At 61.1% G+C, this 13,078-nt stretch carries 13 protein-coding genes; 5 read left to right on the top strand and 8 right to left on the bottom strand.

Features of this window, described 5'->3' with window-relative positions:
* Nucleotides 1-18: 18 nt before the first annotated feature.
* The 3 genes from QE435_RS10640 to QE435_RS10630 all read right to left on the bottom strand — a co-directional run bounded on the left by QE435_RS10640 (nucleotide 19) and on the right by QE435_RS10630 (nucleotide 1,934).
* On the bottom strand, nucleotides 19-600 hold the full coding sequence (locus tag QE435_RS10640; protein WP_309771616.1) for a transglycosylase SLT domain-containing protein: 582 nt from the start codon (nucleotides 598-600) through the stop codon (nucleotides 19-21).
* Nucleotides 601-703: 103 nt separating this feature from the next.
* Entirely contained in the window at nucleotides 704-1,558 is an 855-nt protein-coding gene (locus QE435_RS10635) for an RNA methyltransferase (RefSeq protein WP_349041331.1), read from the bottom strand.
* Nucleotides 1,548-1,934, bottom strand: a complete 387-nt coding sequence (locus tag QE435_RS10630) for a hypothetical protein (RefSeq protein ID WP_349041330.1) — start codon at nucleotides 1,932-1,934, stop codon at nucleotides 1,548-1,550. Before QE435_RS10630 ends, QE435_RS10635 begins: the two co-directional genes overlap by 11 nt.
* A 39-nt stretch (nucleotides 1,935-1,973) precedes the next feature.
* On the opposite strand from QE435_RS10630, the gene QE435_RS10625 reads away from it, so the two are divergent.
* Together QE435_RS10625 and rpoH are read left to right on the top strand one after the other, a co-directional pair.
* Nucleotides 1,974-2,996, top strand: coding sequence for an RluA family pseudouridine synthase (locus QE435_RS10625; protein ID WP_349041329.1), 1,023 nt, complete (start codon nucleotides 1,974-1,976; stop codon nucleotides 2,994-2,996).
* Between the two features lie 252 nt (nucleotides 2,997-3,248).
* Nucleotides 3,249-4,151, top strand: a complete 903-nt coding sequence (gene rpoH, locus QE435_RS10620; protein WP_309771611.1) for an RNA polymerase sigma factor RpoH — start codon at nucleotides 3,249-3,251, stop codon at nucleotides 4,149-4,151.
* An 82-nt stretch (nucleotides 4,152-4,233) separates the two neighbouring features.
* Here the strand turns inward: rpoH and QE435_RS10615 are convergent, their stop codons facing one another.
* Complete coding sequence (locus QE435_RS10615; protein ID WP_349041328.1) at nucleotides 4,234-6,645, bottom strand: hypothetical protein; 2,412 nt, start codon at nucleotides 6,643-6,645, stop codon at nucleotides 4,234-4,236.
* Nucleotides 6,646-6,715: 70 nt separating this feature from the next.
* Entirely contained in the window at nucleotides 6,716-8,014 is a 1,299-nt protein-coding gene (locus QE435_RS10610; protein WP_306934041.1) for an adenylosuccinate synthase, read from the bottom strand.
* 219 nt (nucleotides 8,015-8,233) lie between these two features.
* On the opposite strand from QE435_RS10610, the gene QE435_RS10605 reads away from it, so the two are divergent.
* Entirely contained in the window at nucleotides 8,234-9,121 is an 888-nt protein-coding gene (locus QE435_RS10605; protein WP_349042839.1) for a DMT family transporter, read from the top strand.
* Between the two features lie 53 nt (nucleotides 9,122-9,174).
* Here the strand turns inward: QE435_RS10605 and QE435_RS10600 are convergent, their stop codons facing one another.
* Nucleotides 9,175-9,414 (bottom strand): hypothetical protein, encoded by a 240-nt coding sequence (locus QE435_RS10600; protein WP_306934040.1) that lies wholly within the window; start codon nucleotides 9,412-9,414, stop codon nucleotides 9,175-9,177.
* 196 nt (nucleotides 9,415-9,610) lie between these two features.
* Nucleotides 9,611-10,327, bottom strand: coding sequence for an SDR family NAD(P)-dependent oxidoreductase (locus QE435_RS10595; RefSeq protein WP_349041327.1), 717 nt, complete (start codon nucleotides 10,325-10,327; stop codon nucleotides 9,611-9,613).
* Nucleotides 10,328-10,458: 131 nt separating this feature from the next.
* Between QE435_RS10595 and QE435_RS10590 the strand changes: the two genes are divergently transcribed.
* Nucleotides 10,459-11,391, top strand: a complete 933-nt coding sequence (locus QE435_RS10590) for a LysR family transcriptional regulator (protein ID WP_349041326.1) — start codon at nucleotides 10,459-10,461, stop codon at nucleotides 11,389-11,391.
* A 253-nt stretch (nucleotides 11,392-11,644) separates the two neighbouring features.
* Nucleotides 11,645-12,373 carry a 3-keto-5-aminohexanoate cleavage protein gene (locus QE435_RS10585; RefSeq protein ID WP_349041325.1) on the top strand — a complete coding sequence of 243 codons (729 nt, stop codon included), beginning with the start codon at nucleotides 11,645-11,647 and terminating at the stop codon, nucleotides 12,371-12,373.
* 55 nt (nucleotides 12,374-12,428) lie between these two features.
* On the opposite strand, the gene QE435_RS10580 is transcribed toward QE435_RS10585, so the two are convergent.
* On the bottom strand, nucleotides 12,429-13,073 hold the full coding sequence (locus QE435_RS10580; RefSeq protein ID WP_349041324.1) for a TetR/AcrR family transcriptional regulator: 645 nt from the start codon (nucleotides 13,071-13,073) through the stop codon (nucleotides 12,429-12,431).
* Between the last annotated feature and the right edge of the window lie 5 nt (nucleotides 13,074-13,078).

Below are 13,078 nucleotides of genomic sequence, written 5' to 3'. Positions count from 1 at the left end.
CTCAGCCGCGGCTTCTTCTCAATACCCACACTGCCGAAGCTGCGCCTCATAGCGGATCGCCATATTGGCGGAGCGGCGTGCGGCTTTCTGGATGGCCGCGTTGTTGCGCCACACACCATTGGCATAGCCGCCATGGCCGGAATAATAGGCGAGATAGAGATTATAGGGGTCGTTCAGAGCAATGCCGTTCTGGCGGTTGCTGGTGGAGTGATACCAGCCGACGAAATGGATGGCGTCGGTGAAGTCGGTGCGGCTGGCGCTCCAGCGGCCGGTCTCGCGGCGATAGCGGTCCCATGTGCCGTCCAGCGCCTGGGCATAGCCATAGGCTGTGGATTGACGCTTCCACGGAATAAAGCCGAAGAGCTTGGTGCGGGGCGGGCGGGCATAGGGCTGGAAGCTCGATTCCGTATAGATCGTCGCCATCATCACCGGTACCGGCACGCCGAACTCGCGCTGTGCCGCCTCGGCATCCTTGCGCCAGTTGTTGAACATGCCGTTCCGTTGCTGAAAAATCGCGCAGGCATTGGTGATCTGCGACGGGGCGGTCGCACAGCCAGCCAGAACGATCAAAAGAAAAAGGGCGACAAAAACGCTACGCATCGCGGAAACCTTTCGTTCCGCTCATTAGTAAATCGTAAATCTTAATGCTCGGTTTTGAGACAGGGTTAATTCAAATGCGATCTGTTAAGGATCGGTTAACCCCTTAGATGCGGCCCATGGCGGACGCCATCTGGTAGAGCGCGAGACCGGATGCGGTGCCGGCATTCAGGCTATCAAGCTGCGGCGACTGGGCGATGCGCGCCGAATGGAAGCGCGAGAGCACGGCAGGTGGCAGGCCTTCGCCTTCGGTGCCGATCACGAGCGCCATGCGCGGCGAGGGCGGGATTTGTCGGATTTCCGTTTTACCCGCTGGCGAGAGGCTCCAGATCTCGAAGCCTTCGTTTGCCAGTGCTTCCAGCATGGAGAGCGCGTCGCCGCCGCGATGATAGGGCACCGACAGGACGGAGCCGACCGACACGCGCAGCGCCTTGCGGTAGAGCGGATCGCAGGAGGTGGCGTCCAGAAACACAGCGTCGGCCATGAAGGCTGCGGCATTGCGAAACATTGCACCCATATTGTCGTGATTGGAAAGGCCGCAGCCTGCAACCACCAGCGAGGCTTCCGGCAGGCTGGCAATGGTCTGCGCCCTATCGCGGCTTCCCACCCGTGCGCCGAGCGCCAAGATGCCGCGATGCAGGTGAAAGCCGACGATGGTGTCCAGCACCTCGGCCTCAGCGACATAGACCGGCACGTCTGCCGGAAAATCGCAGAGGATATCCAACACACCGGCGAGCCGGTTCTTGAGGATCAGGATGCATTCGGCGCGGAAATCGCCGCGCGCCTTGTGGGCTGCCGCCAGCATGCGCAGCACCACCGTGCCTTCGACGATGAACTTGCCGTGCCTGCCGGTCAGGTCGCGCTCCTTGATATCGCGGAAGGCGGCGATCCGGGGATCGTCCGCTTGCTCTATCGCAATCGGAGCCAAGCCATTGGGCAGGGCAGGCAGATCATTGCGCATCGATGGTGATGTCCGCGACGAAGCGGCGTGTCTGGACGTTGAAGACCAGCGCCTTGCGCGTTCCATTGGCGAGGCGGCCGTAGAACAGCATGTCGCCATTGGCGAAGGAGACGTTCTCGATGGTGAAGCCCTGCGGCAGGCTGGCGGTTGCTGAAACCGGCTGATCGGACGGCACCTGCATGGACTGGTTTGTCGCAGGTGTTGCCGTCTTTGACGGCCCCATCGCCTTGTAGACAACCGCGCCGAAGACAGCCATAAGGCTGATAAACATTACCAAGCCCGACACGATCTGCAAACGGATCATCTTGCGGCGAACTTTTTCCATGGCCGGGTCTAGCGGCTTGTCGTCCTGTTCGTCTTGCTCGATCTGCGTCATCGGGGTCCTTGGAAGTCTCGGATTGATCGGAAAATAAGAATGAACGACCCCTTTAAACAAGGCGAAGACGCAAGGAAAGTCCTGATTGCTGGCGAGGATGCCGAAGGACGTCTCGATTCCTGGCTTGCAGCCGAAGTCGGGGGCGATCTTTCCCGCAGCCGTCTCAAGGCGCTGATCGAGCAGGGCGCCGTCTTCGTCAACGGTGCCGCCGTCACCGAGCCGAAGAAGAAGATCCGCGTCGGAGACCGCATCGAGATTACCATGCCTGAGCCGGAAGATCCCGAGCCCAAGGGCGAAGATATTCCTCTCGAGGTGGAATATGAGGATGACGACCTGATCGTGCTTCTCAAGCCCGCCGGTCTCGTGGTGCATCCGGGAGCGGGCAACTGGACGGGCACGCTGGTCAACGCGCTGATCCACCATTGCGGCGACAGTCTCTCCGGCATTGGCGGCGTCAAGCGTCCGGGCATCGTTCACCGGCTGGACAAGGAAACCAGCGGCGTGATGGTGGTCGCCAAGAATGACAATGCCCATCGGCATCTGGCAGCGCAATTTGCCGACCATGGCCGCACCGGCCCGCTGGAGCGCGCCTATAAGGCAATCGTCTGGGGACGTCCGAAGAGCCTGCGCGGCACCATCGATGCCGCTTTGGGCCGCAGCACGGACCGTACGAAGCGCGCCGTCAAGCGTGAGGATGCCGACGATGCGCGCGAAGCAATCACCCATTATGAAGTGGTGGAGCGCTATCACGAAAAGCCGGATGCAACCTCGCTTGCCTCCATGGTGGAATGCCAATTGGAAACCGGGCGCACGCACCAGATCCGCGTTCACATGGCCCATATCGGCCACCCGCTGATCGGCGATCCCGAATATGGCGCGGCCTTCCGCACCAAGGCGAACCTTCTGTCGGAACCGGCCAAGACGGTGGTCAATCGCTTCCCGCGCCAGGCGCTGCACGCCTATCTGCTGGTCTTCGAACATCCCCGCACGGGCGAGGTCATGGAGTTCGAAACGGATATGCCGGACGACATGGCAGCCTTGGCGGATGCGCTGCGGGCCTGAGGCCGCAGCGCCTGCGACAATTTTGCGCTTGAGCGGCGCGATTTTTTTCGGAACGATTTCCGCCGAGATCGGTTTTTTCAACGTCCCATGATGAGGTATTATTGGTCGATATGAGAGTGTCGCGTTTCCTTGAAACGTGACATCCGTATACATATTTAAGACATGGCTTGAAGCGGGGTCGGAAATGAACCGCGACAAGGTTCGCCTTAGGTTTGGGAACCGCGCCAGGAAAAAACATAAAGGGGGTGCTTTATGGCCCGCAATAGTTTGCCATCGATTACGGCTGGTGAAGCCGGTCTGAACCGATATCTCGACGAAATTCGCAAGTTCCCGATGCTGGAACCGCAGGAAGAATACATGCTTGGCAAGCGCTATGCCGAGCATGGCGATAGAGACGCTGCTCACAAGCTCGTCACCAGCCACCTTCGCCTCGTTGCCAAGATCGCCATGGGTTACCGTGGTTACGGTCTGCCGATCGGTGAAGTCGTGTCGGAAGGCAATGTCGGCTTGATGCAGGCGGTGAAGAAGTTCGATCCGGATCGTGGCTTCCGTCTGGCGACCTATGCCATGTGGTGGATTAAGGCGTCGATACAGGAATATATCCTGCGCTCGTGGTCCCTTGTGAAAATGGGGACCACCGCCAACCAGAAGCGTCTGTTCTTCAACCTGCGTCGTCTGAAAGGTCGTCTTCAGGCGATCGATGACGGCGATCTGAAGGCCGAACACGTCAAGGAAATCGCGACGAAGCTGCAGGTGTCCGAGGAAGAAGTCATCTCGATGAACCGCCGCCTGTCTGGCGACGCGTCGCTGAATGCGCCGATCAAGGCGTCCGAAGGCGAATCCGGCCAGTGGCAGGATTGGCTGGTAGACGACCAGGAAAGCCAGGAAGCGGTGCTGATCGAGCAGGACGAGCTGGAAACCCGCCGTCGCATGCTTTCCAAGGCGCTGGGTGTCCTGAACGATCGTGAGCGCCGCATCTTCGAGGCACGCCGTCTGGCGGAAGATCCGGTGACGCTGGAAGAACTGTCAACCGAGTTCGACATCAGCCGCGAGCGCGTTCGCCAGATCGAAGTCCGCGCTTTCGAAAAGGTGCAGGACGCCGTGCAGAAGGAAGCCGAAGAGGCTGCCAAGGCCTTGCGCGTCGTCGACGCTTAATCCACACGTCATTCTCCCACGTAAAAGCCCCGGTGAACATCTTCACCGGGGCTTTTCATTTTGGTCGATTTGTCCGAAGCGCTTACTGGCCCGTGGTCGGCGATGCCGCCATCCATTCGCGCAGTGCCGTCTCGAACGCAGCCTTGCCGTCAGCGCCCTTCTGAAGGGTCAGAAGCGCGCGGCGCCCGTTGCGGTAGGAGACGGGGATGTCGATCCAGTCGCGGGTCCGCAGCAGTTCCAGATTGGTCTTGCGTGCGTCCGGGAAGTCGTTCAGCGCGATCATGTGGAAATCGTCGGTGATCTTTGCCGGAACAGCGATGAGCGCGTTGCCGCGGTCCTGTTCGGTGGACTTCATGGCGATGCGCTGCACACTGTCGATCGCGCCACCTTCGAAGCCAGGCGAGACCGAGAAGACGATCTCGACCAGATGGCTTGCGGGAAGCGACGGGTCGGTATTGCGCTTGAAGGTAATGAGCGCGCTCAAGCCACGGCCAGGAATATTGATCTGGCCCTGGACTTCTGGAGAAGGCTTGCCAGCATCATCCGTTTCGTTCTGCAACGTCCAGGAAACCTTGCCTTCGATCGCAGTCGGTACCGTCTGGCCAAGCACTTCCTCATAAAGGAACATGCGGTCGCCGGTTGCGGCAGCAGGGGCTGCGGTCTGCTGTGCGACAGGCTGGTTGCCGGCAGCAGCGGGTGCCGCGGTGGCGGTGTTCTGGGCTGAAGGCGCCTCGTTCTGCTGATAGACCGATTGGCCCTCTGCCGTCACAGGCTGGCCGTTGGCGCCAGGGCCTGGACCTTCGTCCTTCTCCGTACCATCGGCGAGAAGCCGCTGGGTGAACTTCGTGCCAGTGACAGAGCCGTCATCGGCAGGGCGTGTTGCTGCAGGCGTTCCCGTTGATGCCTGGCCCTGTGCCGGGGTCTGGCCGTTGGTTGCAGGCTGTGTGGCAGTGGCTCCGCCATTGGCAGGCGCCGACGCCGTCTGCGACGTTCCGCCGGAGGATGTATCAGTCGAGGTGCCGGTTTTGGCCGAGTTGACCAGACCACCGACCATGTCGTTCAGTGCCTCGCGGTTCGTCCACGCGGCATAACCACCGCCTGCAAGCACCACGAGAAGGCCGAGGCCAAGAACCATGCCGGCGTAATTGCGCTTCGGTTTCTTCTTCGTCGCATAGGCGGCGGCGGGAATGCCGGCGCCTGTGAAGCCGCTGTCGAGATTGCCATTGGCCGTCTTGTCGGAGCGGTCGTTTGATCCGCCATCATAGCCGATCAGCTCTTCGAGATCGTCCCAGGGGGTGCGTTCCTTGTCGTCCTTCGTGGCACTCGCCGCAAAAGGATCCTCGTCTGCGCGGGGCAGAGAAGGCGAGGTCTTCGGCGGCAGATCGAGCGCAGTGTCCTGAAAATAGGACGAGAAATCGTCGACCGGGGCCGGGGCTTTGCCAGCACCGGTGACCTGCGGCGTTCCCGACGGGTCGCGATGGGCATCATGCTCGTCGAAAGCATAATGCGCGTCGTCGGATACCGGGCGGTTTTCAGGCTCTACGCTGACATTGCCATAATAATTGGACTGGCCGTCGAAGCCCGCCGTGTAGGGAAGCGGTGCGTTCTCACGCAGCACGGTTTCAGTGCTGAAGGGCTCCGCCTCACGCGGCTCTTCGCGCGTATAATCGTGCTGATGGGTCTCCTCATGACGGTCATCGTCATGAGCAACCTCTTCATGGTGATAGGCGGCATGCAACTGACCATCATGCGAATGGTCTTCGACCTCAGTCTCTTCGCGCTCCCATGGGGCAGGCTCGAGATGGCTGTCCTGGCCGACCCAGTTGCGGTGCGCGTGGTCTTCCTCGGCGGCGGGCTCATGACGCGCCTCGAGGCCATGGTGCTCGTCTTGATGCTCATGAGCATAGGCCGGAGCCTCATGCTGATACGTTTCCGGTTCCTGATGCGTCTCAGCTGTCTCGTAGGACACCGGGCGCTGGTAAAGCTCAGCGTGTTCTGCCGGCTCCTCGGCGCGATAGGCTACCTCTTCGGCAGGCTCAGCCTGATAGGCGGGCTCGCGCTCTTCGTGCCGTTGACCATCGTCATGCGCGGCATAGGTCTCGTGCTGTTCAGGCTCGGGGTGATCGTCGTGATGTGCGGGTTCTGCGTCATCCCGATGCTCATCGGCGTAGCGCTGCTCTTGCGCGACGCTTTCTTCATAATAGGGCGACGACACGTCTTCGGGCGCAGGCGTCGCATAAGCGGCGGCTGCGCCTTCGTCTTCGTCCTCCAATGCGGGAAGTGCTTCGGAATACTCACCCTCGACCTCGGCAATCGCGGTGTCGAGCTTCATGATCTGCCGCTGGAGCATTTCTTCCGGCGGGCGCGGCTTCATGTTTTCAAGCTGGCGCACGACAGCGCTGCGTGCCTTGTCGTACACCTTGGCCCGGTTTTCGGGAGTATTGTTCGCCAAGCCATCCACGGCCTTGCGAATGACTGCTACAAAATCCGCCATAAGCACTTTCTCGTCGGAACCGGTAAAATGCCGGCCCGATATGGGTTATGAAGACTGATTGCCGAGAACATTAGTCCTCAAACGGGTCAGTCACAAGTATGGTGTCGTCACGCTCCGGGCTGGTGGACAGGAGTGCCACGGGCGCGCCGATCAGTTCCTCGACCTGACGCACATATTTGATCGCCTGGGCAGGCAGGTCCGCCCACTTGCGGGCGCCGACGGTCGATTCCTTCCACCCCTCAAGGGTGATGTAGATCGGCTCGACGCGGGCCTGTGCGCCCTGGCTTGCCGGAAGGTGATCGATCTCCTGGCCGTCCAGCTTGTAGCCGACGCAGATCTTCAGTTCGTCCAGGCCGTCCAGAACGTCGAGCTTGGTCAGCGCAATGCCGGTGATGCCGTTGGTGGCGACCGACTGGCGCACCAGTGCCGCATCGAACCAGCCGCAGCGGCGCTTGCGGCCCGTGACGGTGCCGAATTCATGACCCTTCTCGCCGAGGAACTGGCCGATCTCGTCATGCAGTTCGGTCGGGAAGGGGCCTTCACCGACGCGCGTCGTATAGGCCTTGGTGATGCCGAGAATGTAGCCGAGCGAGCCCGGACCCATGCCGGAACCGGCAGCAGCCTGGCCAGCCACCGTGTTGGATGACGTCACATAGGGATAGGTGCCGTGGTCGATATCGAGAAGCGAGCCTTGCGCGCCTTCGAACAGGATGCGGGCGCCGGCGCGGCGCTTCTTGTCGAGCAGCAGCCAGACGGTTTCGCTGAAGGGAAGAATGCGATCGGCAATCGACGTCAGTTCTTCCATGATCGTTTCATGCGATACTTCGGCAGCGCCGAAACCGCGACGAAGGGCATTGTGGTGGGTCAGAATGCGATCGACTTTGGCCGACAGCGCTTCGCGGTCTTCAAGGTCCATGACGCGGATGGCGCGGCGGCCGACCTTGTCTTCATAGGCCGGACCGATGCCGCGGCGGGTGGTGCCGATCTTGGTGCCGCTGTTGGAGGCTGCGTCTTCGCGCATGCCGTCCAGTTCGCGGTGCAGAGACAGGATGAGCGTGGCATTATCGGCGATGCGCAGGTTCTCCGCCGTCACCTTGACGCCCTGGGCTTCCAGGCGGCCCATTTCCGCAATCAGTGCGTGAGGATCGACCACCACGCCGTTGCCGATGACAGCAAGCTTGCCGGGACGAACGACGCCGGACGGGAGCAGGGACAGCTTGTAGCTGACGCCATCAATGACAAGGGTATGACCGGCATTGTGCCCACCCTGATAGCGCACGACCACGTCGGCGCGCTCGGAGAGCCAGTCAACAATCTTACCCTTGCCTTCGTCGCCCCACTGCGAGCCGACCACGACTACATTCGTCATTTCTTGCTTTCCTGCTCATGGCGCCGGGGCGCCCCTAACTCAAACCCGCAAATCTATACTGCGTTGTTTTGCGGAAAGCGACCCTGTTTATGCAGCGGAATTTTGCTTTTGTAGGATAATTGTGCCCATCCTATGGCTGAAAAGCGTGCAACTGCTCTTGCGAAGACGTCAGGGCGAGTGCAGAAATCGGGCACGTCTTCGAATGAAAGTTCTGCGCCCGTGCTCTCCAGAGCCTATCTCGTCCTGACCATCGCCGCATTGTGCTGGGGCGGAAATGCCGTCGCGGGCAAGCTTGCGGTGGGCCATATCAGCCCGATGGTGCTGACGTTTCTGCGCTGGGTGGTGGCGGTGGCGATCATCGTCTCGATCTCTTTGCCGCAACTGGTCCGCGACTGGCCGGTGGTCAAAAAGCGGCTGCCCTATTTCTTAACACTTGGTACGGTTGGATACACGTGTTTCAACGCGGCCCTCTACACGGCGCTGAAATACACAACCGCCATCAATGCAGCGGTCATCCAGGCGGTGATCCCGGCGGTGATCTTCGTCTTCAACTTCGCGCTCTTCCGCACCAAGGTTCTCGCCGTTCAGATCATCGGCTTCATCCTGACCATCTTCGGTGTTGCGCTTCTCGCCTCCCGCGGCGATCTGATGTCGCTCATCCGGCTGGAGTTCAATCCAGGCGATGCGATCATGCTGCTCGCGGTGCTGGCCTATGCGATCTATACCGTCATCCTGCGGTGGAAGCCGGCGGTGGACTGGCGCACGCTGATGGCCATTCCGGCGATGGCCGCCCTGCTTACCTCGATACCGCTGATGGGATGGGAAGTCTTGAGCGAACAGGCGATCTGGCCCGAAGCGAAGGGCTGGGCGATCGTTCTCTATACGGCGCTCTTCCCCTCGCTCGTGGCGCAGATCTTCTTCATCAAGGGCGTGGAGGAGATCGGTCCGAACCGCGCCGGGCTCTTCATCAACCTCATTCCCGTTTTTGGCACATTTCTATCGGTGATGATCATCGGCGAGACGCTGCATCTCTACCAGATCGTCGCGCTGTTGCTCGCGCTTGGCGGCATTGCGGTTGCCGAACGAAAAAAGCCGCCTGTCGTGTAAGCCACAGGGGCGCAACGACGGGCGGCAGTCGGTCATGAATCTCTTGGAATGGTCTAGCGCAGCTTTTCGAACTGGTCGAAGCGCTGGAAGTAGAAATCGAGCGAGGCGATCGCGGCTTTGCGTTCAATGTCCACTTGCTCGCTCTCTCTGATCGAAGGGGCCGATGCGATGAGATTGTGCTCGATCATGGCAAAGCTTCTGGCGAGACCGCCGGGGCCTGCCGCATCGGCGTGGCTTGCGATGGATGCGATAACGATGCCGCACAGCGCGGCTGCGAAAAGCTTCTTCAACATGTCTAACCCCGTTTCGTGGCCGGCTTGCCCGCCGGTTTCTTTTGCGCTTCGGTTACCGGACCGGTTTTTCTTTTGTTGTCCGGCCTCTGTTGAAGACGACATTACGAGCCAAAATTTTCGGGGCGTTTAAATCGATCGGTACAATTTTATCGGTCTTTAGTTTTAATGCCGTCCATCGCATTTTTTCCGGCGAGCCTCACCAGGGAACGTCACGTCCTTCCCGGTCGAGATAGCGAAGACCGGGCTTTCCCTGCTGTGCGAGAAGCGTGGTGACGATCTGCGGTACGGTTTCTTCCATGCCGAAGGGCGCGGCGGGGCCGCCGAGTCCGGTGCGAATCCAGCCGGGCGCCATCAGCACCAGGGCGCGAGGATCGTTTGCATGGCGAGCTGCGTAGCTGCGCATATACTGGTTCAGCGCAGCCTTCGATCCGCGATAGACCTCATGACCGCCATTCGTGTTGTTGGAAATGCTGCCCTGCCCGGATGACATGACGCCGATCAGACCGGCCTGTGTCACGCAATCCTGCAGGCCTTCGACCACTCGCATGGGACTGAGCGCATTCGTGACCATCACGCGGATGAATTCATCCGTCGACACCTCCGCGATGGTCTCGTCCTGATCGGTGTTGGCCGTACCAGCGTTGACGAAGAGGATGTCGATTTCTTTTCCCGCCAGCCGATCACGCAACGAGGCGATCTCCTCCGGCCTCGTGATATCGAGTTGGGCAATTTCGACACGGCCCGGATGTGCGTTGGCAAGGTCGTGCAGCAAGGTTCGATCAGGCCCGCGCACCGTTCCGATCACATGCCAGCCGCGTCGCAAAAATTCCGCCGCCATCGCATGGCCGAGGCCGCGCGATGCGCCGACGATGAGAGTGGTTCTCGTTGTTTGGTTTACATGGTTCGGGGTCATGATCTCGCCTTTCCGTGTTTATGTCGGAAGTCATCATCCTCCTCACTCATCAGATGCGCCAGACGCACAGGATGCAAACTATTATTGCATAAGACGCTATGCATCTGTCGGGTATCGGATAGAATGTTTCGATGGACACCATCGACCTCAATCTTTTGCCGGCACTGGATGCGCTTCTGGCTGAAGGCAGTGTAACGGCGGCGGCGCGACGGCTTGGCCTCAGCTCGTCCGCCATGAGCCGGACGCTTGCCCGCTTGCGTGCCGCGACCGGCGATCCCCTGCTCGTGCGGGCAGGCCGGGGGCTGGTGCCAACGCCACGGGCCATTGCGCTGCGTGAGCGCGTTCATGTGCTGGCGCGCGATGTGCGCGACGTTCTCAGCCCGCAGGACGCCACCCTCGATCTCGCCACGCTGGAGCGGACCTTCACGATCAGGGCCAATGAAGGGTTCATTGCCTTGTTTTCCGCTCCCTTGGTCGCGGCGGTGATTGCGACCGCCCCGCATGTGCGCCTGTGCTTTGCCCCGAAGCCCGCTAAAGAAGCGGGACCGCTCCGGGACGGAACGATCGACCTGGAGATTGGAGTGCTGGGCGACTTTGCGCCCGAGGTTCGAACACATCTTCTCTTTCGCGACCGCTTCATTGGCGTTGCGCGAAAGGGGCATGCATTGCTCTCCGCACCGGTGACGCCGGAGCGGTATGCCGCTGTCCGGCATGTCGTTGTGTCCCGACGCGGCCAATTCACCGGACCGGTCGATGATGCTCTTGAGACGCTTGGCCTCACCCGCGAGATCGTTGCCCTGGTGCCGGGCTTCCCGGATGCCTTGCGGATTGCACGGCAGTCCGATCTGGTTGCGCTGGTGACGCAATCCTGCCTGTCCGATCCACGGTTTGAAGAGGGGTTTGTAAGCTTCCCGTTACCGGTGGAAACGCCGGAGATCGCCGTCGTCGCGCTCTGGCATCCCCGCATGGAAGCCGATCCGGCGCATCGCTGGCTGCGCGAAACGGTCATTGCCCTATGCCGGTCCTTCACACCCGCGTTAAAACAGGAGGACGATGGCGGCTAAAGCATGTCGCGCAAAAGTGTGCAGCGGTTTTGCGATAACGACATGCGACAACAAGGACCTAAAGCGTATGAGCGAATCTGAAAGATCGCGACACGCTTAAGAGCGCCGTCGTCCTATCGGACGCACAAAGGACGCTCTATCTTCTTTGATCTACGCATCGCGCATTCCGAAAATCGATTCCGATTTTGGGCCGATGCTGTAGGCAAAATCTGGGAAGCCACATCCGCCACAACAAAAGCGACAGGAAGCTCACATGATCGTCCAAGCCTGCATCAACGGAGCCCGTCCCGCCGGCTACCATCCGAATTTGCCCCTGGCGGTCGATGCCATGGTCCGCGATGGTATCGCCTCGATCGAGGCGGGGGCGGCCGAACTGCACATCCACCCGCGTGACGACGCAGGCCGTGAGAGCCTTTCGGCCGTCGATCACACGATCCGTGCCATGCGCCGCGCCTGCCCAGGCACGCTGATCGGCGTTTCCACGGGCGCATGGATCGAAGCGGAGCCGGCGACCACGCGGGCGCGCATCGCGGCTTGGGGTGAGCGGCCGGATTATGCATCGATCAATCTTTCCGAACCGGATGCCCCTGCGGTGATGGCGCTTCTCGACAGCATCGGTGTCGGCATCGAAGCCGGCCTTGCGACGATCGCCGACGCGGAGCGGCTCGTCTCATTGCCGGATCGTCCGCCCCTGTTCCGGGTGCTGATCGAAATCGAAGAACAGGATATCAACCAAGCCGACGAGATCGCCGATGGCATTGCGCAGGTGCTGGCGGACGCGGGGCTGTCCCGGCCAATCCTGCTGCACGGCTTCGACGCGACCGTCTGGCATTTCGTGCGGCGCGCGCGCGAGCGACGCTGGTCGACAAGGGTCGGATTGGAAGACGGCCTGTCGAAGCCGGATGGCTCCTTGTCCAGCGGGAACGCCGATCTGGTCGCCGCGGCTGTGGCAATATTTGCGGCGAACGGATGTGTCAGATGATCCTTCACGGCGGGTCGCGTTGGCGGGGCGAGGGGCGTTAGGGCAGCGAGATATCTCACCGAAGCTGACTGGCCAGCTCCTCGTTCGCCAGTCGGGTCAGCGCGCATAATTCCGCCGCGCTCGCTCCGTCGCGTGCCTGCACCGACATGCCCTGGATGATCGCGCCGATGAAGCGGGCAAGGGCTGCGGGATCGGCAGTGGGCTTCAATTCGCCGTCGGCCTTCGCGCGTTCCAACCGCTCGCGGAGGCGGGCGATCGTCGCCTCGCGCCGGGCCGCGACCAATCGCGCAACGGGATCGTTCTCCACCGCGCAGCCAAGCACCGCAGTCGAGATCATGCAGCCGGGGGGATGCGCCGGATCGGCAAAGCCCTTCGCCTGCGCTTCCAGCCACGCGCACAATGTGCCGATCACGTCCGGCGCGGCAAGATCCTCCTCCGTCAGCGTCGCGAAAGCATCGCCATACCAGCCGAGCGCGTCACGATAGAGATCTGCCTTCGAGCCGAAGGCAGCATAGAGGCTTTGCGGCGTGATCCCCATCGCTGCCGTCAGATCGACGATTGACGCCCCTTCGTAGCCGAGCCGCCAGAATGTTTCACCCGCCTTGGCCAGGACCTCGGCGCGGTCGAAGGCCGGCGGACGGCCACGACGACGAACAGGGGCCTCACTGTTGTTCGCTTCAGTATTTTTCACATCGTTCACTCTAG

The sequence above is a fragment of the Agrobacterium sp. SORGH_AS 787 genome (assembly GCF_030819035.1).
GTDB lineage: Bacteria > Pseudomonadota > Alphaproteobacteria > Rhizobiales > Rhizobiaceae > Agrobacterium > Agrobacterium larrymoorei_B.
This window is presented reverse-complemented; position numbering and strand designations above follow the sequence as displayed.

Coding starts and splice junctions, on each gene's coding strand:
- QE435_RS10635 (WP_349041331.1), bottom strand. CDS start 1,558: ATGCGCAATGATCTGCCTGCCCTGCCCAATGGCTTGGCTCCGATTGCG.
- rpoH (WP_309771611.1), top strand. CDS start 3,249: ATGGCCCGCAATAGTTTGCCATCGATTACGGCTGGTGAAGCCGGTCTG.
- QE435_RS10615 (WP_349041328.1), bottom strand. CDS start 6,645: ATGGCGGATTTTGTAGCAGTCATTCGCAAGGCCGTGGATGGCTTGGCG.
- QE435_RS10610 (WP_306934041.1), bottom strand. CDS start 8,014: ATGACGAATGTAGTCGTGGTCGGCTCGCAGTGGGGCGACGAAGGCAAG.
- QE435_RS10600 (WP_306934040.1), bottom strand. CDS start 9,414: ATGTTGAAGAAGCTTTTCGCAGCCGCGCTGTGCGGCATCGTTATCGCA.
- QE435_RS10595 (WP_349041327.1), bottom strand. CDS start 10,327: ATGACCCCGAACCATGTAAACCAAACAACGAGAACCACTCTCATCGTC.
- QE435_RS10585 (WP_349041325.1), top strand. CDS start 11,645: ATGATCGTCCAAGCCTGCATCAACGGAGCCCGTCCCGCCGGCTACCAT.
- QE435_RS10640 (WP_309771616.1), bottom strand. CDS start 600: ATGCGTAGCGTTTTTGTCGCCCTTTTTCTTTTGATCGTTCTGGCTGGC.
- QE435_RS10630 (WP_349041330.1), bottom strand. CDS start 1,934: ATGACGCAGATCGAGCAAGACGAACAGGACGACAAGCCGCTAGACCCG.
- QE435_RS10625 (WP_349041329.1), top strand. CDS start 1,974: ATGAACGACCCCTTTAAACAAGGCGAAGACGCAAGGAAAGTCCTGATT.
- QE435_RS10590 (WP_349041326.1), top strand. CDS start 10,459: ATGGACACCATCGACCTCAATCTTTTGCCGGCACTGGATGCGCTTCTG.